The sequence below is a fragment of the Micromonospora haikouensis genome, from assembly GCF_000876225.1.
GTDB classification, from domain to species: Bacteria; Actinomycetota; Actinomycetes; order Mycobacteriales; family Micromonosporaceae; genus Micromonospora; species Micromonospora haikouensis.
The window spans coordinates 173,933-195,034 of record NZ_JXSX01000002.1 but is presented as its reverse complement, the minus strand read 5'-3'; the positions used below and the strand labels follow the sequence as shown (position 1 = coordinate 195,034).

Genomic DNA, 21,102 nt, shown 5'->3' with positions numbered 1-21,102 from the left:
CCGACGGCGAGCACGGGCTGGGTGCCTAGGCGTCAGGGTCGCCAGCACCCTCGGGCGGGACGTGCCAGCCCACGCCAGGAACCATGACGGCCAGCCCTTCAGCCGCCAGCGCGTCCATTGCCTTGGAGGCGGTCTCGCGCGCCACCCCGTAGGTCTGGGTCAACGTCTTCTCAGACGGGAGCCGGCTCCCCGGCGGGTACTCGCCGGCCTCGATCGCATTCCGAAGGATCACGGCGAGTTGCCGGTATCGCGGAACCGGCGACATCGGGTCGATTCTCGCAGTCATGACTTCATCATCGCGGGCAACAGGAGCGCCCACGGCGATAGCGGCAACCAGGGCACCCTAGGCAACCTATGCGTCAGGACGATAGAGTCCCTGGCATCCCTCGGGCGCTTGGCGGGCTGCGCCCCTCGAAGCGTCCCTGGGGCATCCAAAGAAGCGGCCCCCAGTAAGCGCAGCCACGCGAACCGGGAGCCTTGATCGGACACGGGAGGTCCGACCCGATGAACAGTTTCCCTGACCGCCTCCAGCCGCCCCGCACCGGAAGGCGCGCCTCATGACGATCCTGGCGGTCGGCCCACGCAAGCTACCGGCTGGGAACACGGTGGAGGTGTGGTTCGACGCCGGCAGCGCCGCGACGGGGCAGCGCGTCAAGGTCCCCGTGAAGCGCCTGACCCTCTCCGACCAGGATCGCGGGGAGGGTGCGACGGCCCTGTACGAGTACGAGTCGCGCGACCGCCAGGGCTGACCCGAGCGCCCCGACACCAAGGAGCCCCGGCCAGCCGACCGGGGCTCCTTGGTGTGCGATGGTCAGCGGCGGCCGACGGTGAGGACCGGCTTGGTGACCTCGGCGAAGAAGTCGTTGCCCTTGTCATCGACGACGATGAAGGCGGGGAAGTCCTCCACCTCGATCTTCCAGACCGCCTCCATGCCCAGCTCCGCGTATTCGAGGACCTCGACGTGCCGGATGCAGTCCTGGGCGAGGCGGGCGGCGGGGCCGCCGATGGAGCCGAGGTAGAAGCCGCCGTGCTGCTGGCAGGAGCGGGTCACCTGGGCGGACCGGTTGCCCTTGGCGAGCATCACCATCGAGCCGCCGGCCGCCTGGAACTTTTCCACGTACGCGTCCATCCGGCCGGCGGTGGTCGGGCCGAACGAGCCGGAAGCGTACCCCTCGGGGGTCTTGGCGGGGCCGGCGTAGTAGACGGCGTGGTCTCGCAGGTACTGCGGCATCGGCTCGCCCGCGTCGAGCCGCTCGGCGATCTTGGCGTGCGCGATGTCCCGGGCGACGACGAGCGGGCCGGTCAGCGACAGCCGGGTCTTCACCGGGTACTTCGACAGCTCGGCGCGGATCTCGGCCATCGGCCGGTTGAGGTCGACGCGCACCACCTGCTCGGCGTCGAGGGTCTCGTCGGTGACGTCGGGCAGGTAGCGCGCCGGGTCGGTTTCGAGGCGCTCCAGCCACACGCCCGACGGGGTGATCTTGGCGACGGCCTGCCGGTCGGCGGAGCAGGACACGGCGATCGCCACCGGGCAGGACGCGCCGTGCCGGGGCAGCCGGACGACCCGCACGTCGTGGCAGAAGTAGCGCCCGCCGAACTGCGCCCCGATGCCGAAGTTGCGGGTCAGCTCCAGCACCTCCGCCTCCAGCTCCAGGTCGCGGAAGCCGTGCGCGGTCATCGAGCCCTGCGTCGGGAGGGCGTCGAGGTATTTCGCGGAGGCGTACTTGGCGGTCTTGAGGGCGTACTCGGCGCTGGTGCCGCCGATGACGATCGCCAGGTGGTACGGCGGGCAGGCGGCGGTGCCGATGAGCCGCAGCTTCTCCTCCAGGAACTGCATCATCCGCGTCGGGTTCAGCAGCGCCTTGGTCTCCTGGTAGAGGTACGACTTGTTGGCCGACCCGCCGCCCTTGGCCATGAACAGGAACTTGTAGGCGTCGGGGTGCCCGTCCGGGTCCTCGGCGTAGAGCTCCACCTGCGCCGGCAGGTTGCTGCCCGTGTTGCGCTCCTCCCACATCGTCAGCGGGGCGAGCTGCGAGTAGCGCAGGTTGAGCTTCGTGTACGCCTGGTAGACGCCCCGGGAGATCGCCTCGGCGTCGCCGCCGTCGGTGAGCACGTGCCGGCCGCGCTTGCCCATCACGATGGCGGTGCCGGTGTCCTGGCACATCGGCAGCACCCCGCCGGCCGCGATGTTCGCGTTGCGCAGCAGGTCCAGCGCGACGAACCGGTCGTTCGGCGAGGCCGCCGGGTCGTCGATGATCGCCCGGAGCTGGGCCAGGTGGGCGGGGCGCAGGAAGTGGGCGATGTCGTGCATCGCCTCGGCGGTCAGCGCGGTCAGCGCGGCCGGCTCCACGGTGAGGAACCGGCGCCCGCCCGGACCGTTGACGACGTCGACACCCTCGTCGGTGACCAGGCGATACTCGGTCTGGTCGGCACCGGTCGGCAGCAAGGGAGCGTAGGAGAACGCGGCGGCACTGCTCATGAGCGGAAAGCCTAGGGCAGACCGGTCGATCGCTCGCACCCGACGGGTGCCTGAAGGGACCTCGCTCTCAACACCCCGGCCGGACCCCGCTCAACGGAACCGCCGGGCGGCACTCAGCACAGCTCCCGCTTCGGGCCGCAGCGGTCCTCGTCGGCCGGCCCGTCGCCGCCGCCCGGCGCGTCGCCGCCGGGGTCGCCGCCGCTGCTGCCGGGGCCGGGCACACCGGCGTCGCCGCCGGGCGCGGTCCCGCTGCCGCCCGCGCCGAAGCGGACGTACCCGATCTCGCGGCCCTCGCCGATGACCATGCCTGCCGGGCCCACGGCCAGGGCGTTGGCCGAGGTCCGCAGCACCAACAGCTCCTTTCCGGTACGCGGGTCCAGCGCGATCAGCCGGTTCGGCTTCTCCTGCGTGAGCACCGCCGCGTACGGGGTGAGCGTCGCGCCGTTCTTCTCGCCGGTGGGCCGGGTCCACCGGGTGCGGTCCGCGCCCAGCTCCCGGGCGACGATGGAGCGCTTGTCGGCGGTGCGCAGCAGCGCGTACCGGTCGTCCACGGCGATCAGCTTCTGCCCCTCGTCGTTGACCTGGAGCAGCCGCCCGTCGTACCCGTCGATGACCGCCTCGCGGCCGTCCGGGGCCACGCCGATCAGCACGTTCCGCGCGCCCTGCGGGTCCTCGCGCTGCACGCAGCCGGCGCTGTCGGCGGTGCGCAGGTTGATCCCGGTGCGCCGCCACACCTGCTTGCCCGTGGTCGGGTCGTGCGCGGTGAGGGTGAACGCGCACGCGCCGTCCCGGCCGACCGCGCTGATCCGCAGCATCCGGCCGCCGACCACGGCGAGCCGCTCGTCGCGGCCCGGCTCGACGTTCTGGAGCACCCGGCCGGTGGCGGTGTCCACCACGTGCACCCGGCCGTCGACGGGGAAGCCGAGCAGCGGCGGCACCGGCTCCGGCCCGGCCGCCCCGGCGTCGATCCGGTTGGCGGTGAGCCGGCGGGTGCCGAGCAGGTCGGGGTTGTCGGCGAAGAGGCCGGTGCTGACGCCGGGCAGGAACGCCGTCCACAGCGGCGCGGTGCCGCGCGGGTCCCAGGCGCTGAGCGTGCAGTCGGTCGCCTCGACGCAGTGGGCGTCGAGCAGCAGGTTCCGGTACGTCCACACGGCCACCGCGTCGCCGTCGCGGCGGCGGGTCGCGCCGGTGGTGGGGTCGAGCACCTCGTACCCCTTGACCAGGAGCTTGCCCACGGCGACGACGGGGTCGCGGTCCCCGCCGGCCACGGCGGCCCAGTCGGCCTTGCGGTCCCACAGCTGCGCGCCGGTGGCGAGGCTGCGCGCCTCGACCCGGGTGCGTTGCTCGACGATCACGGTGTCGCCGGCGATGGTGACGCTCTTCGGGGTGCCGCCGACGCGCTGCTGCCAGATGACGTCGGGCTCGGAGATCGGCTCGCTGCGGTCGACCCAGTCCCACACGCCCGGCCACGGGTTCCACACCCCGGCCACGGCGAGGACGACCACCGTGACGAGGCCGAGCAGGAACCAGCCACGCATCCTGAGGCCGCCCACCTTCGCCACACCGGACACGGTAACGACGATCACCGCCGCCCCGAGCGCCCGCGTGGCCGTGTCGCGCCGCTTTCTCGGTGACCGGCGTGTTAAAAGGGGCCCTTCCTCTACCAAAGGCGTTAGGAGGGGGCCCTTCCTTCTCCCCGGGCGGCGGAGCGGACCAGGGGGAGCGTCCGGTACGGGATCTGCTGGGCGAGCGCGATGATCGTCGACGCCCGCCGGATCCCCTCGTACGCCACGATCTGGTCGATCACCCGCTGGAGGTCGGCGTTGGAGCGGGCGACGATCCGGCAGAGCAGGTCGCTGGAGCCGGTGATGGTGTGTGCCTCCAGCACCTCGGGGATCGCCGCGAGGTGGGCGGTCACCGGGTCGTGCCCGAGCCGCTGGCTGATCTCCAGGGTGACGAAGCTGGTCACCGCGAAGCCGATCGCGGCCGGGGAGATGTCCGGCCCGAAACCGCCGATCACCCCCCGGTCGACGAGCTTGTCGAGGCGGGCCTGGACGGTGCCCCGGGCCACCCCGAGCCGCCGGGAGCACTCCAGCACCCCGATCCGGGGTTCCTCGGCGAAGAGTTCGATCAGTCGCGCGTCCAGCTCGTCGAGCTGGACATCCTGCACAGCGGTCACGGGTCGACACCATACCGAATGCGCAACCTGACCAGGGCTAACCGCGACTGTTGCCCAACCGAATCCGTTCCGGCGATGCTTCCTGGACAACCAGCCCACGGCGGCCCACGAGGCCGGCCGGTACGCGAGGGAGGCCACCGTGACCCAGGCGATCGACCGACCCAAGCCCACCGAGGAGATCGACGTCGACCGGCTCGTCGGCGCCGTCGACCACGACATCAGCCGCGACCCGTTCCCGGTGAAGGCGCTCGACTACGTCCACTTCATGGTCGGCAACGCCAAGCAGGCGGCGCACTACTACTCGACGGCGTTCGGCATGACCTGCGTGGCGTACCGGGGGCCGGAGCAGGGCTTCCGCGACTACGCCGAGTACGTGCTGACCAGCGGTTCGGCCCGGTTCGTGCTGACCGGCGCGGTGCGCCCCGACGCCCCGGGCGCGGAGCACGTGACGAAGCACAGCGACGGCGTGGTGGACATCGCGCTGGAGGTGCCCGACGTCGACGCCGCGTACGCCCACGCCGTCGCCCAGGGCGCGACGGGCCGCACCGCGCCCACCGACCTGAGCGACGAGCACGGCACGGTCCGGTTCGCGGTCATCGACGCGTACGGCGACACCCGGCACACCCTGGTCGACCGGTCCCGCTACACCGGGTCGTTCCTGCCCGGCTTCGTGGCCCGCGGCCCGATCGTGGACCGGCAGCCGATGATCGACGCCGGCCTCCAGCCGAAGCGCTTCTTCCAGGCCGTCGACCACGTGGTCGGCAACGTGGAGCTGGGCCGGATGGACGAGTGGGTCGACTTCTACAAGCGGGTGATGGGCTTCTCCAACATGGCGGAGTTCGTCGGCGACGACATCGCCACCGACTACTCGGCGCTGATGAGCAAGGTCGTCGCCAACGGCACCCGCAAGGTCAAGTTCCCGCTCAACGAGCCGGCCGTGGCCCGCAAGAAGTCGCAGATCGACGAGTACCTGGAGTTCTACCAGGGCCCGGGGGCCCAGCACATCGCCGTGGCCACCAACGACATCCTGGCCAGCGTCGACGCGATGCGCGCGGCCGGCGTCGAGTTCCTGGACACCCCGGACTCGTACTACGACGACCCGGAGCTGCGCGCCCGGATCGGCCGGGTACGGGTGCCGATCGAGGAGCTGAAGGCCCGCAAGATCCTGGTCGACCGGGACGAGGACGGCTACCTGCTGCAGATCTTCACCAAGCCGGTGCAGGACCGCCCGACCGTGTTCTTCGAGCTGATCGAGCGGCACGGCTCGCTCGGCTTCGGCAAGGGCAACTTCAAGGCCCTGTTCGAGGCGATCGAGCGGGAGCAGGAGAAGCGGGGCAACCTGTAGTCACCTGCGACACTGTCGAGCGTGACCCAGCCTCCGACGTACCCGACGCCGCCGGCCGGCGGGCAGCCGCCCGCCGGTGGCGTCGCGCCGCCCGCCGCCCCGCAGGGGTACGCCGTCCCGGCGCAGCCCGGCCCCACCGGCTACGCCCCGCCCGGCGGTTGGGCCCCGCCGGGAGCGTGGACCCCGCCGGGCGGTTACGCCCCACCACCGGCCGGGTGGGCCCCGCCGCGCCCCGGGCACCCGCCGGTGCCGGTCGGCCCCGGCGGGCAGCCGCTGGCCAGCTTCGGCGACCGCCTGCTGGCCTTCCTGATCGACAGCGTCGTCGCCGGCCTGGTCGGCCTGACGCTGTTCCTGCCGGCAATGGTGTACGTCTGGTTCACCGTGTTCGACCAGTTCACCCGGACCGAGCCGGTCGACCAACTCCTCGGATACCAACCCAAGTCGTTCCTGACCGACCTCGTGCTGCCGCTGCTCCTGGCCGAGCTGGGGCTGGTCGTGCTGATGCTCGGGCTCTACTGGCTCTACCACGTCGAATACCTGCTCCGGTCCGGGCAGACGCTGGGCAAGAAGGTGATGAAGCTCCGGGTCGTCCCGCTCGACCCGACCCGGACGCTCGACCGCGGCATGGCCGGGCGGCGCTACCTCGTGCAGTTCGTCGCCGCCACGGTGGTGCCCGGGTTCAACTACCTCGACGGGTTCTGGCAGCTCGGGGACAAGCCCTGGCAGCAGTGCCTCCACGACAAGTTCGCCCGGACGGTCGTCGTTAAGGTTGCTCCGTGAGCGTGCAACCAGGCTGGTACGTCGACCCCGCCGATCCCGACACCAGGAGGTACTGGGACGGTGAGGGCTGGATCGGCGCGCCGATCCCCGTCGACGCCACCCCGCCGGAGGGGCCGCCCCCGGTCGAGCCCCCGCCGCCGGCCAGCCCCGCCCCCGGCCAGGGCGGTCCGGCCGCGCCGACGATCACCGGCAGCGTCCCCGCTTCGGCCGGTGGGCCTGGCGCGCCGCCCGCCCCGGGCCCGTTCCCCGGCTGGCCGGGGACCGGCCAGCCCCCGTTCCCGGGGCAGCCCGGGCAGCCGCCGCACCCCGGCCAGCAGCCGGGACCCGTCGGCGGCCCGCAGTACGGCCTGCCCGGCGGGTTTCCCGGCCAGCCGTCGGCACCTGGGCAGGGGTACCCGCCCGGGTGGGCGTACCCGGGGTGGCCGGGGCGTCCGCCGGTGCCCCGCCCGCACGGGCTGCCGCTGGCCTCCTTCGGCGCCCGGTTCGTCGCCCGGTTGATCGACTTCGGCGCGGTGTTCCTGCTCAACGCCGTCGTCAACGGCTGGTTCGTCTACCGGTACGTCGAGGAGGTCACCCCCTACTTCCGGGAGGTGCTGCGCCGGAGCATGGCCGGCGACACGTCCACCGACGGGCTGCCGCAGCCCGGCGAGCAGGCCGGCGGGCTCCAGGTCGCCATCCTGCTGATCGCCACCGCCCTCTGGTTCGCGTACGAGGTGCCCGCGATGGCCGGCAACGGGCAGACCCTCGGCAAGCGGCTGCTCGGCGTACGGGCCGTGCCGGTCGAGGCCGACCAGCCGCTCGGCTTCGGGCGGGCGCTGCGCCGGTGGAGCACGCTGGGCCTGCCCACCCTGCTCTGGTACTGCTGCGGCTTCGGCCTGCTGCTCCAGCTCGTCGACGCCGTGTCGCCGCTGTTCGACCACCCGCTGCGGCAGGCGCTGCACGACAAGCGCGCGCAGACCGTGGTGGTCCGGCTCCCTCCCCGCACCACCAAGCCGGCCGACGGCACCGCCAAGCCGTCCGACGACCCCGCCGCCCCCGCCACCCCTTCGGGAGACAACCCATGACCGACACCGGACGTCACGAGCCGCCGCTGCGGCTGACCCGCGCCGACCTCGACGCGCTGCCCAACTACGTGCCCGGCCGCAGCCCCGCCGACCTGGCCCGCGAGCTGGGCCTGCCGGAGGCGATCAAGCTGGCCAGCAACGAGGTGCCCTACGGGCCGCTGCCCGGCGTGGTGGAGGCGGTCGCCGAGGCGGTCGCCGGCTCGCACCGGTACCCGGACATGGGCGTGGTGGCGCTGCGCCAGGCGCTCGCCGAGCGGCACGGGGTGCACCCCGACCGGATCGCCACGGGCTGCGGGTCGGTGGCGCTGGCCGAGCACCTGGTGCGGGCCACCTGCCTGCCCGGCGACGAGCTGCTCTACTCGTGGCGGTCGTTCGAGGCGTACCCGATCATCGCGGCCACCAGCGGCGCGACCAGCGTGCGGGTGCCCAACGACGCCGGGCACGGGCACGACCTCGACGCGATGGCCGCGGCGGTGACCGACCGGACCAGGATGGTGCTGGTCTGCAACCCCAACAACCCGACCGGCACCGCCGTACGCAAGGCGGAGCTGGACCGGTTCCTCGACGCCGTCGGCGAGGACGTGCTGGTGGTCATCGACGAGGCGTACCGGGAGTTCGTCACCGACGCCGAGGTGCCGGACGGCCTGACCTACCTCGACCGGCCGAACGTGGTCGTGCTGCGCACCCTGTCGAAGGCGTGGGGGCTGGCGGGCCTGCGGATCGGCTTCCTCGTCGCCGCGCCCGAGGTGGCCGCCGCCGTGCGCAAGGTGGTCACCCCGTTCTCCACCAGCATGGCCGCCCAGGCCGGGGCGCTCGCCGCCCTCGCGCAGGCCGACGAGGTGCAGCGGCGCTGCGCGCTGGTCGTCGCCGAGCGGGACCGGGTCACCGAGGCGCTGCGCAAGTTCGTCCCGGACGTGCCGGCCAGCCAGGCCAACTTCGTGTGGCTGCCGCTGGGCGACCGGGCGGTCGGGTTCGGCAAGGCGTGCGAGGCGCGCGGCGTGATCGTGCGGCCGTTCCCGGGCGACGGGGTGCGGGTCACCATCGGCACCCCGGCCGAGAACGACGCGTTCCTCGCCGTCGCGGAGTCCGCCCTGGCCTGACCCGACCCGGCCCTGGCCTGACCCGACCGGCCCGAGCCGGTGCCGCCCCGTCGCTCAGGTGGCGGCGAGCAGCACCGGCTCGGACATCAGGAAGTAGCGCTGGTCGTCGGCGTCCGGGGCGACCGGCTCGCGCAGCCGCTCCACCGCCACGTAGCCGCCGCCCGCGTACGCCAGGCCGGCGGCCCAGCCGATGCCGTCGCGGCCCACCTCCAGCCGGAAGCGGGAGCGCTGCGCGCCGGTCCTCGGGTCGAGGGTGACCAGGTCCCGGGTCTCGGTGAGCAGGTGCACCCGGCCGGGCTGGACGGCCAGGATCCGGGCCGGGCCGAGGTCGGCGCGACGCCACAGCTCCTCGCCGGTGCGGGCCGACCGCGCGGTCACCACCCCGCCGGCCGTGCCGACGACCCGGTCGCCGTCCAGCTCCGACCCGGCCTGGTCCAGGGCCGGGGCGGCGACCGGATCGGCGGCGCCGACCAGCCAGCCGCGGCCGGCCCCGTCGGCGAAGCCCTCGGCGTGCAGGCCCCGGCACCGGGAGCGGATGCTCACGCAGCCCACCGGGGTGACGGTCAGGTCGGCGGTGGCCCCGGCCGGCGTCAGGCGGGTCGTCGGCGTGCCGGTGGCCACGTCGCGGAACTCGACGGCCACCGGGGTGGCGCACCGGTCGACGGTGACGAGCCGCCCCGCCGACGTGGTGGCGACGTCGTCCCGGCATCCGCCGTCCACGTCGGCCGACCAGAGCCGCCGGCCGTCGGCGAGCGCGAAGCCGGCGACCCGCTGCGGGCCGGCGACCACCAGCACGGGCCGGCCGTCGGCGGCGCGGGCGAGGAACAGCCCCGGCGGGGCCCACACGGTGCCGGCCCCGGTGCGGCGGGCGGTCCAGCCGGCGGCGGGCTCCGGGCCGTCGGACTGCCAGGCCACCCGTCCGGTACGCGCGTCCAGCGCCACCAGCTTCCCGTCCGACCAGCGGCTGACGACCGTGGTCGCGTCCGCCACCACCCCGCTGACCTCCGCCGGCCAGCGCCGGTACGACCAGTACGGGCTGACCCGGTTGCGGGAGTCGGCGGGCTGGTCGGCGTACACCTGGCGGGTGGCGGCGTAGACGCGGAGCCGGCCGTCCACGATCAGCGGGGCCGCCGGCAGCCGGCCCACCACGCCGATCGCCGGGGTGGCCGTGGCCGGGTAGGCGGCGCGGGCGGGGGTCTCCACCTCGGCCGGCGCGAGCACCCGGTGGACCACGAAGGCGACCGCCGCGACGCCGACCAGCGCCGCGAGTGTCATCGCGACGCCCCGCCGTCCCTTCGCCACAGTCATGCCGCACCTCCGCCCGGCACCCTACCGAGGCCGGCCCGCTCCGGTGCCGGCCGGCACCCGGCCCGGCGCACCGGCCCGGCGCGCTTTCAGGCCGCCTCGGCCTGGGTCGGTGGGTGGGCGGCGCGGGAGAGGTCGGCGAGGTCGCGGCGGAAGGTGCCCTCGACCGCGCGGGCGGCCAGGCCGCCGAAGAGCAGGGCCAGCACCCGACCGTACGGTGCCGTGGCGACCGCCTCCTGCGCGACGGTGACGGCGGTGCAGGCCCGGCGGCGGCGCTGGACGGTGCGCAGGACCCAGGTGGTGCGGTAGGACACGCCGATGCCCGGCGAGGCGAGCACCAGCCGCCGGGGCGGAACGCACTCCACCACGACGAACTCCTCGGCCTGGGTGCCCCCGTCCGGCCGGGTGCGGGTCTCCCGCCAGGCCGTGCCGGGGGCGAGCGGGCCGGGGGTGAGCAGCTCGACCCCGCCGACCGTGCGGAGCCAGTCGGCGCGGACCGGCAGGTCGACGAGGAGCCGCCAGAGGTCGACGGCGGGCGCCTCGATGAACTCGGTGACCGTGACCGTCGACATGACACCTCCCGTGTCGTCCACGGTACGGCGGGTGAGCGCGCGGTGGGGCCCCAGCGGCGGAAGTTCCGCCGCTGGTGGCCGATCCGGGGGTGACTGGGCACCCCGGGGTCAGGGTCAGGCCAGGAAACGCCCGACCCGGATCGCGTCGACGAACGCGGTCCAGCCCGGCGGGCTGACGGTCAGCGCCGGACCCGCCGGGTCCTTGGAGTCGCGTACGGCGACGACTCCGGCGCTGCTGACGAGGTTGTCCGCCACCTCGACGCACAGCCCCTGGTCGTTCGAGCGGCTGCTGGTGCGCCAGACGGCACCCGCAAGATCGATCATGTTGATTGCCTCCACTCCGTTGGGACGTCCCACGACGGCCGGGCGGCACCACCCGGAGCCGCCGGCCGGGTTCCGCCACGCGGGGAACCCGGCTCGATCAACGAGCGGGGTCAGGCACCGGTCGCACCTGATGTGCGACCGGGATCTCTGGCTGTCAGCGGGCGGGGCGGATGGTGCCGGTCACCTCGCCGAGGGCGATCGTGGTGCCGTCGGGGCCCGGCGCGGTGGCGGTGACGGTGACCGTGTCGCCGTCGGCCAGGAAGGTGCGCTCCGCCCCGCCGACCGTGACCGGCTCCGCGCCGCCCCAGGTCAGCTCCAGGAACGAGCCGACCTGGTCCCGCCGGGGGCCGGAGACGGTGCCGGAGGCGTACAGGTCGCCGGTGCGCAGGGACGCGCCGTTGACGGTGAGGTGCGCCAGCTGCTGGGCGGGCGTCCAGTACATGGTGGCGAACGGCGGCTCGCTGACCCGCTCGCCGTTCCACTCCACGGCCAGCCGCAGGTCCAGCCCCACGTGCGGCACGTCCCGCAGGTACTCCACGACCGGCGGGTCCTGCTCGGGCGCGGGCACGAACGCGCCGGCGAGCGCGTCCAGCGGGGTCACCCAGCCCGACACGGAGGTCGCGAAGGACTTGCCGAGGAACGGGCCGAGCGGCTGGTACTCCCAGGCCTGGATGTCCCGCGCCGACCAGTCGTTGACCAGCACCACCCCGAAGACGTGGTCGGCGAAGTCGGCCACTCCGACCGGCTCGCCGAGCGCGCTGGGCACGCCGACGACGAAGCCCACCTCGGCCTCGATGTCGAGGCGCACGGACGGCCCGCAGACCGGCCCGTCCGGGGTGGCCCGCTGCCCGGTGGGGCGGACGATCGGCGTGCCGGACACCACCACCGTGCCGGCCCGGCCGTGGTAGCCGATCGGCAGGTGCTTCCAGTTGGGCAACAGCGGCGGCTGGCCGGGGCGGAAGATCTGCCCGACGTTGCCCGCGTGGTGCTCGGAGGAGTAGAAGTCGACGTAGTCGGCCACCTCGAACGGCAGCAGCAGCTCGGCCTCGGCCAGCGGCACCAGCAGCGGCTCGACGGCCGGCCGGTGGGTGGAGTCGGTGAGCAGCTCGGTCACCCGCTGCCGGACGGCGGTCCACTGCGGCCGCCCCAGCGCCAGGAACGCGTTGAGGGTGGACCGGCCCAGCGCGCCGGCGGCCAGCACCAGCCCGGCCGCCTCGGCCGCGCCCAGGTCGAGCACGAACTCCCCGATCCGTACGCCGACGCGGGGGTCGCCCCCGCCGGAGCGGAACACCCCGTACGGCAGGTTGCGCACCCCGTACGCCGAGCCCTCGGCACCCGTCACCCAGGTCATGCCTCGTCTCCCCCGTTCACGTCGTGTCCTGCGTCGACCAGGCCCAGCCGGATCAGGTCGGTCAGTGGTTCGGTGATGCTGCACGAGCCGTACCCCACCCACAGCGGCCGGTCGGCGGCGCGGGCGGCCCGGGCCCGCTCGACCAGCGGCACCGGGTCGGTGGTGGCGAGCACGGCGGCCACCTCGTCCACCTCGGCCCCGTCGGCGGCGGCGAGGGTCGCGGCGAGCACGTTGCCGAAGCCGTGGTGGGTGAAGCCGGTCTCCGGGTCGCGGTGCCGCACGGCGTGGTGCAGCCCGGCGGTCAGCTTGAACGGCAGCGCCCGGTCCCGGCAGGCGCAGATCACGGCGGCCAGCTCGACCGGGGTGGGGAACAGCTCGGCGGCCAGCCCGCCGGTGCGGAACTTCGCCGCGACCGGCACCCCGTCGGCGCGGGCGGCGGCGACCGCGTCGAGCGCCCCCATCAGCCCGAACGTCAGCGGCAGCTCGGCGTGGACGTCGACCCCGCCGGACCGCCCGGCCAGGCCCAGCAGCGCGGTCAGGCCGGGCAGGGGGTCCTCGCCGCGCTTGGCGACGGCCACCTCGACCTGGCGGGCGGTGACGCCGGCCGGCAGGGCGGCCAGCGCGGCGGGCAGCCCGTCGATCCCGGTGTCGCCGATCAGCCCGACCACGAGGCGGCCTCCGGCGCTGTCGCCGCCCGGCGCGGCGGGGTCGGCCGGGCCGCCCGGCGCTCCGGCCGACCTGCCCGGCCCGCCGGCCAGAGTTGCGGCCAGCTCGCCGGAGACGACCGCCGAGGCGGGCACGAGCAGCGGGCCGACCAGGTCGGCGTACCAGGAGTCGCGGTGCCGACGGTGCGCGGCGAGCGCGTCGGGCAGCGCCGCGCTGCCGGGCGGGAAGACGGCGGCGTCGTCGACGAGGCCGGCGAGGAGGTGTGGCACGTGCGTTGACACGGAACAAGAACTTACGGGACGCTACAAGGAACGGACAACAGCGTCCGACTATCGGACGCCAGCGGCCGGTGAACGGGACGATGACCGGTGAACGCGCCCATGCTCGGGTGAACGCGACGAATCGGGAGGCGACATGCCGTACTACCGCAGCGTCGGCGAGGTGCCCCGCAAGCGGCACACCCAGTTCCGCCAGCCCGACGGCACCCTCTACGCCGAGGAGCTGATGGGCCAGGAGGGCTTCTCCGCCGACTCGTCCCTGCTCTACCACCGGCACGCCCCCACCGCGATCGTCGCCGCCGAGGCGTACGACCCGCCGGCCGTCACCCGCGTGCCCAACCTGCCGCTCAAGCCCCGCCACCTGCGCACCCACCAGCTCGACCACACCGGGGCCGACCCGATCCTCGGCCGGCGCTACCTGCTCGCCAACGACGACGTGCGCATCGCGTACGTGTCGGCCGACCGGCCGTCCCCGCTGTTCCGCGACGCCACCGGCGACCACTGCCTCTACCTGGAGTCCGGGTCGCTGCGGGTCGAGTCACCGTTCGGCGCGCTCGACGCGGTGGCCGGCGACTACGTGATCATCCCGACGTCGACCATCCACCGCCTCGTCCCCACCGGCGACGAGCCGGCCCGCCTGCTGGCCGTCGAGGCCGCCGGGCACCTCGGCCCGCCCAAGCGCTACCTGTCGGTGCGCGGCCAGTTCCTGGAGCACTCGCCCTACTGCGAGCGCGACGTCCGGGGGCCGGACGCCCCGCTGCTCATCGACGGCTCCGACGTCGAGGTCCTGGTCCGGCACCGGCGCGGCTGGACGAGGTACGTCTACGCCCACCACCCGTTCGACGTCGTCGGCTGGGACGGCCACCTCTACCCGTGGGCGTTCTCCATCCACGACTTCGAGCCGATCACCGGCCGCATCCACCAGCCGCCGCCCGTGCACCAGACGTTCCAGGGCCCCAACTTCGTGATCTGCTCGTTCGTGCCCCGCAAGGTCGACTACCACCCCGACGCCATCCCGGTGCCCTACAACCACCACAACGTCGACTCCGACGAGATGCTGTTCTACACCGGCGGCAACTACGAGGCACGGCGCGGCTCCGGCATCGGGCAGGGCTCCATCTCCCTGCACCCGTCCGGCTTCACCCACGGCCCCCAGCCCGGCGCGGCCGAGCGCTCGATCGGCGTCGACTTCTTCGACGAGCTGGCCGTCATGGTCGACACGTTCCGCCCCCTCGACCTGTGCGCTGCGGCGGACGAGTGCGAGGACCCCGCGTACGCCTGGACCTGGGCCCGGCCCGCTACCCCACCCGCCGGCTAGGAAGCCACCACCACGGAGGCATCGACCCGGCGGGCGGGCCCGCCGGTCAGCTCCGGCACCGTCGTCGAGACCCGCCCGTACCGCCCCGACCGGACGGCCTGCCCGAGGGCGACGAGCGCCGCCGCCACCGGCTCCGGGGTCCCCGCCCCGACCAGCCGGTCCCGGTAGGCGTCGTCGTCGAGGTGGACGACCTCGACGGGCCGACCGAGGCGCCCCCCGAGCAGGCCGGCCAGGTGGGCGGCGGTGAGGGCCTCGGGGCCGGTCACGTCGAGCGCCCGCCCCGCGAGGCCACCGGCCGGCTCCGGCCCGGCGGTCAGCACGGCGGCGGCCACGGCCGCGCAGTCGTCCCGGGCCACGTACGCCACCGCGCCGTCCCCGGCGTTCGTCACGTGCCGCCCGGTGGACACGGCGGGGGCCAGCAGCTCCGCGACACCCGAGGCGTAGATGGCGTTGCGCAGGATCGTCCACGGGAGCCCGCAGCCGCGCAGCTGTTCCTCGGTGGCCCGGTGGGCGGCGTTGAGCAGCTCCGGCGGCCCGTCGCAAGCCACCAGGGAGGTGTAGACGACGTGCCCCACCCCGGCGGCCACCGCCGCATCGATCGCCGCCCGGTGCTGGGCGATCCGCCGCGCGGGCTCCCAGGCGTCCGTGCTCACGATCAGCAGCCGGTCGATCCCGGCGAGGGCCGCCGGGAGACCGGCCGGCTCGTCGAAGTCGACCCGCCGTGCCTCGACGCGCTCCGGTGCCGCCCGGCCCGCCCCGGCCAGGGCCGCGCCCGGATCGCGGGTCAGCGCCACGACCCGGTGCCCCGCCCCGGCCAGCATCCGCACCGTACGCCCGCCGAGCCCACCGGACGCCCCCGTCACCCCAACGATCATCTGATCCCGCTCCGTTCACGAACGTGGCCTCGCCCGTCATGGGAAAGGCGGTTGCCGCCCCCATCCTGGACAGCGAGGATCGATCGCGGAAGACGGCACATCTGCCTGCCCCAGGCACACCGGAGTAACCGATGACGACGCCCCCGCCGGGTGCCCGGCTGGCCCAGGAGCTGGCCCTCCCGCCCGACGTCCGGGTGACGGAGGCGATGCGCGAGCACTGCCCGCTCCGCGACACCCTCGACCGCATCGGCGACCGCTGGACGGTGATCGTCGTGGTGCTGCTGCGCGGTGGCCCGCGCCGGTTCAGCGACCTCCAGCGCGCCACCGAGGGCATCAGCCGACGGATGCTGACCCACACCCTGCGCAACCTGGAACGCGACGGACTGGTCACCCGCACCGTGCATCCGTGCGTGCCGCCCCGGGTCGACTACGCCCTCACCGACGAGGGCCACAGCCTCACCGACCCGCTCACCGGCCTGCTGCACTGGTCGATGCGCCACCACGACCACGTCCGCAGCTCCCGCCAGGCATACGACAGCTCCCGGCAGGAACCCGACGCGGGCGGGCAGCCCGCGTAACTCGGTGGACCGGCCGCCCCGCATCGACCATCGTGACCGGATGAGCGGTGCCAGGATGTCGGACGCCGAGCGGCGGGTGTGGGTGGCGCTGCCCGGCGACGTACGCAAGACCTTGGAAGCCCTGCCGGCGGCGGACCTGACCACGCTCCTGCTCTCCCTGGCCCGGACGCGGGCCGCGCGGGTGCGGCCCGCCGAGGTGCTGCGCCGCTGGCGGGACGACCGGTTCGTCCGCCCCGCCGACGGCGACCCACGCGCGAGCGCCGCCGTGCAGGCGCTGCTGTGGGAGCTGCTGCCCGCCGAGGTGGCAGGCGTGGAGCTGTCCCCCGTCGCGCCGCTGGGCACCTGCGCGGCGGTCGGCCCGGGCAGCCAGGACCGCATCGTCACGACCATCCGCCCGGTGGAGGTCGTCAGCGACCCCACCAACGCGCTGGCGGTCGAGGCCGCCGACCGGCGGCGACGCGGGAAGGGGCGGGGCGCGGTGCACCTCGCGGCCAGCCACCGGGTGCTGCGGGCGCAGCGGTTCGGCGCGGGGATGCAGGCGCACTTCCGGCTCTTCGCGCTGGTGTCCAGCGCCCGCGACACCGGCTCGGGCCGCACCGAGGCCCGGCTGCTGACGCTGCACCTCGGCTACTGGCAGCGGGTCCTCGCCCGCCTGGCGCCGTCGGCCGCGCCGACGCTGCGGTTCACCGTCCTCGACTCCCCCGTGCTGCGGGAACGCCTCGACGACACGGTCCGGCCCGCCCTCGCGGCGGGCGGCGTGCCGCTCGCCGAGGAACCCGAGCGCACCCGCGGCCGGGGCTACTACGTCGACGCCGCGCTGCGGATCACCGCGACGCCCGGCGGCGAGCCCGTCGAGCTCGGCGACGGTGGCTTCACCACCTGGACGGCCCAGCTCACCAACGACGCCAAGGAACGCTGCCTGACCTCCTGCATCTCGACAGACCGCCTGACCGCCCTCGCCACGGGCTAGCGGGGGCGGACAGCGACCACGTCAGGGGTTCGCCGGGGCCCCACCACAACGCACCGCAACGAACGCGCCTTGGAAGCATCAGGACGACGTTCAGCGCACCGTCCGGGAGAACACCGCCAACTCCCCCACCGCGGCCACCGCGATCGCGAGAACCAGCGGCCACGGCGTCCCCACCACCGCATAGAGCAGCAACAGCAGAGGCCCGGCGGCCACCGCGTACACCGCCAGGGCCAGCGAGCGGTCCGAGCGCAGCAGCCCCGGCAGCACCGTACGGGTCAGCCCGGGCACCCGCGCCGCGAGCAACCAGCCCAGCACCGCCCCGCTCACCGCCACCAGCACCGCGAGGAACCTCGACGGGCCGGACGACGACGTCCCGGCCGCCGCGACCGCCACCAGCACGGCACCCACGAGGGTCCAGCCCGCCCCGTACAGCACGAGCCGGCGCAGGTCGTCGACGACGCCCCGGGGCCTGTCGGGCGCGACCGGGGCCGCCTGGACGGCCGGCACGCTCTCCGCCAGCTCCGCGAGCGCCGCCGCGTACCAGCGTCGTTCCAGCCGGACGATCCCCGGCTCGTCGCCGGCCCGGTCCAGCTCCGGGTCGAGCCGCAGCGCCTCCCGGTACGCCCGCTCGGCCAGGTCGTACAGCCGCAGCCGGGCGGCGACGAGGGCGAGCACCAGGTGCGCCTGGGACTCCTCCGGGGCCAGCTCGACGCCCCGCCAGGCGGCGTTGAGGGCCGGCTGCCCGTTGCGGGAGCCGGACAGGATCGCGGCGGCGCTGCGCTGGGCGTACGCGTCATCGGCGGCCGCGGCGAGCAACCGGCCCGCGGTGCCGGCCGCCTCGGCGTACTCGCCCTGCTCGACCAGGGCCAGCCCCCGGGCGACGAGCGGGGCGACGGTGTCCGGCGCGAGGGCCAGGGCCGCCTCGGCGGCGGCGCGCGCCTCGGCGGGGCGGCCGGCGGCCAGGTGCACCCGGGCGAGGGTGGTCAGCGCGTCGGCGTTCGCCGGCTCCAGGGCGAGGGCGAGACCGACCTCGCCGGCGGCCTCGTCGTACCGGCCGAGGTCGGCCAGGAGTTGGGCGCGCTGGAGGTACCCCTCGGCGGTGGCGTCGCTCGGCATCGGGCGACCCTACGCGGGCGGGACCGGGTGGACCAGGGCCACCGCGATGCCGGCGAGCCCTTCGCCGCGCCCGGTGAAGCCGAGCCCGTCGGTGGTGGCGGCGGAGACGGTCACCGGCGCACCGACCGCCTCGGAGAGCACCGCCTCCGCCTCGGCGCGACGCGGCCCGATCTTCGGCCGGTTGCCGACGACCTGCACGGAGACGTTGCCGATCTCGAAGCCGGCCGCCCGGACCCGGCGGGCGGTCTCGGTGAGCAGCGCCACCCCGGGCGCGCCCGCCCATTCGGGCTCGGCCACGCCGAAGTTGGCGCCGAGGTCGCCGAGGCCGGCGGCGGAGAGCAGCGCGTTGCAGGCGGCGTGCGCGACCACGTCGGCGTCGGAGTGCCCGGCCAGGCCGTCCTGGTCGGGCCAGAGCAGGCCGGCCAGCCAGCAGGGTCGGCCCGCCTCGAAGGCGTGCACGTCGGTGCCGATGGCCACCCGAGGAACGATCATGAACCGAGGGTACGCGTCACGCGCCGCCGGCCAGCAGGTGCTCGGCCAGCGCGAGGTCGAACGGGCGGGTGACCTTGAGGGCGTGCTCGGAGCCGGGGACGCAGACCACCGGCACGCCCTGCTTCTCGACGAGGCCCGCGTCGTCGGTGAGCGGGTCGCCGGCCGCCTCGTGGGCGGCGGTCAGCACCGCGCGGCGGAAGCCCTGCGGGGTCTGCACGGCACGCAGGGCGGACCGGTCGACCGTGCCGAGGACCACCTCGCCCGGGCCGACCTCCTTGATCGTGTCGACGACCGGGAGGACGGGGATCACCGCGTCGTGCCCGGAGCGGACCGCCGCGGCGACGGACTCGACCAGCTCGGGCGGGGTGAGCGCGCGGGCCGCGTCGTGCACCAGGATGATCTCCGGGCCGGCGGGGACGGCGGCCAGCGCGGCGGCCACGGACGCCTGGCGTTCCGCCCCGCCGGGGACGACCGTCACCGGGGCGACCGGGGTCAGCAGGTCGCGGACCGCGTCGACCTCGGCCGCCGGGGCGGCCACCACGATCGTGTGCACGGACGCGGCGGCGGCGATCCGGCGCACGGCGTGCACGAGCAGCGGCTCACCGGCAAGGGGGCGCAGGGCCTTGGGCGCGCCCGGGCCCAGGCGTACGCCGGCACCGGCCGCAGGCACGAGGACCGCGACGTCACCGCGCGGATTGAGCTGCGCGGTCACGTCGCGGTCCTCGGATTCTGCTGCTGCGGGGTGGTCGATGATCAGGTGCGGATCAGGCCTCGGTCAGCACCTTGTCGAGCAGCGTCTCCGCCTCGTCCTTGGTGCTCTTCTCGGCCAGCGCGACCTCGCCGACGAGAATGTCCCGCGCCTTGGCGAGCATGCGCTTCTCGCCCGCCGACAGGCCCCGCTCCCGCTCCCGGCGCCACAGGTCGCGCACGACCTCGGCCACCTTCAGCGGGTTGCCGGAGGCCAGCTTCTCCAGATTCGCCTTGTAACGCCGCGACCAGTTGGTCGGCTCCTCGGTGTGCGGAGCCCGGAGGACGTCGAAGACCTTGCCCAGGCCCTCTTCGCCGACCACCTCGCGCACACCCACGATCTCGGCGTTCTCAGCGGGCACCCGGACCGTCAGGTCACCCTGCGCGACCCTCAGGACGAGGTACTGCTTGGGCTCGCCCTTGATGACCCGAGTCTCGATTGCCTCGATGAGTGCGGCCCCGTGGTGGGGGTAAACAACGGTCTCGCCGACACTGAAAACCATAGGTTCGAAACCCCTTTCGCTGTGTCTAGGGTAACACGCTCAGGCACCGATGTCCCACCGCTGTCCTGACCGTTGGCGCAGCTCAGGGGCCCTGTGAGAGGTATTTCTTCAGCTTGACAGGAGGCCAAACCGATGGTCTGAACACGCTCCGTGATTGGCAGATGACACCCCGACGCGGGTGATCGGAGCGTGGATTTCTCGGGCTATGCGCTGTTCCCATGGTATCCCGGTCGCGCCAGCCGCGCCCAGGTGTAGCGGGAGGACCCGGCGGTGCGGGACCCTGGAGGCACAACACTGTCCGCGCGCCGAGACGGTTGCAGGGGGTCCGATGGGCATGCCCGACGCAGAGGGCCAGGGCTCCGCCGACGGCCTCCCCGGTCTGCCACCGGAGTGGGGCCGCATCGTCGTGCCGGACGACCCGTCCGCGCTCGCGGAGGAGGCGGCACGGGTCCGCCGCGAGCTGCGCCGCCAGGCCAACCAGACCCGCTGGCGTCGCCGCCTCGGCCTGCTCCCCCGCCCCGGCGGCCGGCCACCGCTGCGGCTGCCGCTGCTCGTCCTGCTGGTCACGCTGCTGATCACCCTCGCCGGCCTGTTCGCCGTCACCTGGCCCCGGTCACCCCGGGGCGGCGACCGCCCCACCGTCGTGCCGTACCCGACGGCGACCGACCTGAGCGGCCGGGCGCTGCCGGCGCTGGACCTGGTCGACGCCGGGAACTCGGCCGTCTCGCTGCGCGGCCTCACGCCCGCCGTGATCATCCTGGTGGACGCCTGCCCCTGCCCCGAGCGGGTCGCCGAGGCCGCGGCGCTCGCCCCGCCCGGCGTGACCGTGGTCACCGTGGAGGGTGGCCGCACGGTCCACGCCACCCCGGCGTCGGCCACCGCGACCGTACGCCCGCTCGCCGACCCGGCCGGCGGCCTGCGCACCTTCCTGCGGCTGCCGGCGCAGCCCGGGGCGGCCACCGCGCTGCTGGTCGACCGCGCCGGCGTGCTGGTCCGGGTGGTGCCGGAGCTGCGCTCCGCCGAGGACTACCGCGCCGACCTGGCCCGCCTCGGCACCTGA

At 74.6% G+C, this 21,102-nt stretch carries 23 protein-coding genes; 9 read left to right on the top strand and 14 right to left on the bottom strand.

Features of this window, described 5'->3' with window-relative positions:
- Positions 1 to 25: 25 nt before the first annotated feature.
- Positions 26 to 286: a GntR family transcriptional regulator gene (locus TK50_RS17470; protein WP_043965092.1), complete on the bottom strand. Its 261-nt coding sequence runs from the start codon at positions 284 to 286 to the stop codon at positions 26 to 28.
- A gap of 271 nt (positions 287 to 557) precedes the next feature.
- Here TK50_RS17470 and TK50_RS17465 point away from each other — a divergent pair, with 271 nt between their 5' ends.
- On the top strand, positions 558 to 749 hold the full coding sequence (locus tag TK50_RS17465; protein WP_043965090.1) for a hypothetical protein: 192 nt from the start codon (positions 558 to 560) through the stop codon (positions 747 to 749).
- A gap of 62 nt (positions 750 to 811) precedes the next feature.
- Here the strand turns inward: TK50_RS17465 and TK50_RS17460 are convergent, their stop codons facing one another.
- The 3 genes from TK50_RS17460 to TK50_RS17450 all read right to left on the bottom strand — a co-directional run bounded on the left by TK50_RS17460 (position 812) and on the right by TK50_RS17450 (position 4,658).
- Positions 812 to 2,479, bottom strand: coding sequence for a fumarate hydratase (locus TK50_RS17460; protein WP_043965088.1), 1,668 nt, complete (start codon positions 2,477 to 2,479; stop codon positions 812 to 814).
- 113 nt (positions 2,480 to 2,592) lie between these two features.
- Entirely contained in the window at positions 2,593 to 4,017 is a 1,425-nt protein-coding gene (locus tag TK50_RS17455) for a PQQ-binding-like beta-propeller repeat protein (RefSeq protein WP_043966412.1), read from the bottom strand.
- A 134-nt stretch (positions 4,018 to 4,151) separates the two neighbouring features.
- The gene (locus tag TK50_RS17450) at positions 4,152 to 4,658 is read right to left on the bottom strand and encodes an Lrp/AsnC family transcriptional regulator (protein WP_043965086.1); all 507 of its coding nucleotides are present in this window, start codon (positions 4,656 to 4,658) and stop codon (positions 4,152 to 4,154) included.
- Positions 4,659 to 4,797: 139 nt separating this feature from the next.
- On the opposite strand from TK50_RS17450, the gene hppD reads away from it, so the two are divergent.
- From hppD to hisC, 4 genes are read left to right on the top strand one after another with little or no spacing between them, the layout of a single operon-like run.
- Positions 4,798 to 6,003: a 4-hydroxyphenylpyruvate dioxygenase gene (gene hppD / locus TK50_RS17445; RefSeq protein WP_043965084.1), complete on the top strand. Its 1,206-nt coding sequence runs from the start codon at positions 4,798 to 4,800 to the stop codon at positions 6,001 to 6,003.
- A 21-nt stretch (positions 6,004 to 6,024) separates the two neighbouring features.
- Entirely contained in the window at positions 6,025 to 6,783 is a 759-nt protein-coding gene (locus TK50_RS17440) for an RDD family protein (protein ID WP_043965082.1), read from the top strand.
- Positions 6,780 to 7,847, top strand: a complete 1,068-nt coding sequence (locus TK50_RS17435) for an RDD family protein (protein ID WP_043965079.1) — start codon at positions 6,780 to 6,782, stop codon at positions 7,845 to 7,847. The genes TK50_RS17440 and TK50_RS17435 overlap by 4 nt, the downstream gene beginning before the upstream one ends.
- Entirely contained in the window at positions 7,844 to 8,947 is a 1,104-nt protein-coding gene (hisC, locus tag TK50_RS17430) for a histidinol-phosphate transaminase (RefSeq protein WP_043965077.1), read from the top strand. Before TK50_RS17435 ends, hisC begins: the two co-directional genes overlap by 4 nt.
- 54 nt (positions 8,948 to 9,001) lie before the next feature.
- On the opposite strand, the gene TK50_RS17425 is transcribed toward hisC, so the two are convergent.
- From TK50_RS17425 to TK50_RS17405, 5 genes are all read right to left on the bottom strand, one after another.
- Complete coding sequence (locus TK50_RS17425) at positions 9,002 to 10,255, bottom strand: outer membrane protein assembly factor BamB family protein (RefSeq protein WP_043965076.1); 1,254 nt, start codon at positions 10,253 to 10,255, stop codon at positions 9,002 to 9,004.
- Between the two features lie 86 nt (positions 10,256 to 10,341).
- Positions 10,342 to 10,824, bottom strand: a complete 483-nt coding sequence (locus TK50_RS17420; RefSeq protein ID WP_043965075.1) for an SRPBCC family protein — start codon at positions 10,822 to 10,824, stop codon at positions 10,342 to 10,344.
- Positions 10,825 to 10,938: 114 nt separating this feature from the next.
- Positions 10,939 to 11,148 carry a DUF397 domain-containing protein gene (locus TK50_RS17415; protein ID WP_043966409.1) on the bottom strand — a complete coding sequence of 70 codons (210 nt, stop codon included), beginning with the start codon at positions 11,146 to 11,148 and terminating at the stop codon, positions 10,939 to 10,941.
- A gap of 154 nt (positions 11,149 to 11,302) precedes the next feature.
- Positions 11,303 to 12,499, bottom strand: a complete 1,197-nt coding sequence (gene fahA, locus TK50_RS17410; RefSeq protein ID WP_043965074.1) for a fumarylacetoacetase — start codon at positions 12,497 to 12,499, stop codon at positions 11,303 to 11,305.
- Complete coding sequence (locus tag TK50_RS17405; RefSeq protein ID WP_043965073.1) at positions 12,496 to 13,446, bottom strand: hypothetical protein; 951 nt, start codon at positions 13,444 to 13,446, stop codon at positions 12,496 to 12,498. Before TK50_RS17405 ends, fahA begins: the two co-directional genes overlap by 4 nt.
- A gap of 133 nt (positions 13,447 to 13,579) precedes the next feature.
- On the opposite strand from TK50_RS17405, the gene TK50_RS17400 reads away from it, so the two are divergent.
- Positions 13,580 to 14,761 (top strand): homogentisate 1,2-dioxygenase, encoded by a 1,182-nt coding sequence (locus TK50_RS17400; RefSeq protein ID WP_043965072.1) that lies wholly within the window; start codon positions 13,580 to 13,582, stop codon positions 14,759 to 14,761.
- Here TK50_RS17400 and TK50_RS17395 read toward each other — a convergent pair.
- Positions 14,758 to 15,636 (bottom strand): NAD(P)H-binding protein, encoded by an 879-nt coding sequence (locus tag TK50_RS17395; protein ID WP_043965070.1) that lies wholly within the window; start codon positions 15,634 to 15,636, stop codon positions 14,758 to 14,760. The two genes, TK50_RS17400 and TK50_RS17395, sit on opposite strands and share 4 nt — an antisense overlap.
- A gap of 131 nt (positions 15,637 to 15,767) precedes the next feature.
- Here TK50_RS17395 and TK50_RS17390 point away from each other — a divergent pair, with 131 nt between their 5' ends.
- Together TK50_RS17390 and TK50_RS17385 are read left to right on the top strand one after the other, a co-directional pair.
- Positions 15,768 to 16,214 (top strand): winged helix-turn-helix transcriptional regulator, encoded by a 447-nt coding sequence (locus TK50_RS17390; protein ID WP_241774045.1) that lies wholly within the window; start codon positions 15,768 to 15,770, stop codon positions 16,212 to 16,214.
- A 40-nt stretch (positions 16,215 to 16,254) separates the two neighbouring features.
- The gene (locus TK50_RS17385) at positions 16,255 to 17,184 is read left to right on the top strand and encodes a hypothetical protein (protein ID WP_241774044.1); all 930 of its coding nucleotides are present in this window, start codon (positions 16,255 to 16,257) and stop codon (positions 17,182 to 17,184) included.
- A 90-nt stretch (positions 17,185 to 17,274) separates the two neighbouring features.
- On the opposite strand, the gene TK50_RS17380 is transcribed toward TK50_RS17385, so the two are convergent.
- The 4 genes from TK50_RS17380 to TK50_RS17365 are packed head-to-tail and all read right to left on the bottom strand — an operon-like array spanning position 17,275 to position 20,042.
- Positions 17,275 to 18,300 (bottom strand): tetratricopeptide repeat protein, encoded by a 1,026-nt coding sequence (locus TK50_RS17380; RefSeq protein ID WP_043965066.1) that lies wholly within the window; start codon positions 18,298 to 18,300, stop codon positions 17,275 to 17,277.
- Positions 18,301 to 18,309: 9 nt separating this feature from the next.
- A complete protein-coding gene (ispF, locus tag TK50_RS17375; RefSeq protein ID WP_043965064.1) occupies positions 18,310 to 18,792 on the bottom strand; it encodes a 2-C-methyl-D-erythritol 2,4-cyclodiphosphate synthase in 483 nt (160 codons plus the stop codon).
- A 16-nt stretch (positions 18,793 to 18,808) separates the two neighbouring features.
- Positions 18,809 to 19,504 carry a 2-C-methyl-D-erythritol 4-phosphate cytidylyltransferase gene (ispD, locus tag TK50_RS17370; protein WP_043965062.1) on the bottom strand — a complete coding sequence of 232 codons (696 nt, stop codon included), beginning with the start codon at positions 19,502 to 19,504 and terminating at the stop codon, positions 18,809 to 18,811.
- Positions 19,505 to 19,556: 52 nt separating this feature from the next.
- Positions 19,557 to 20,042 carry a CarD family transcriptional regulator gene (locus tag TK50_RS17365; RefSeq protein WP_007073334.1) on the bottom strand — a complete coding sequence of 162 codons (486 nt, stop codon included), beginning with the start codon at positions 20,040 to 20,042 and terminating at the stop codon, positions 19,557 to 19,559.
- Positions 20,043 to 20,370: 328 nt separating this feature from the next.
- On the opposite strand from TK50_RS17365, the gene TK50_RS17360 reads away from it, so the two are divergent.
- Positions 20,371 to 21,102 (top strand): hypothetical protein, encoded by a 732-nt coding sequence (locus tag TK50_RS17360; protein ID WP_043965056.1) that lies wholly within the window; start codon positions 20,371 to 20,373, stop codon positions 21,100 to 21,102.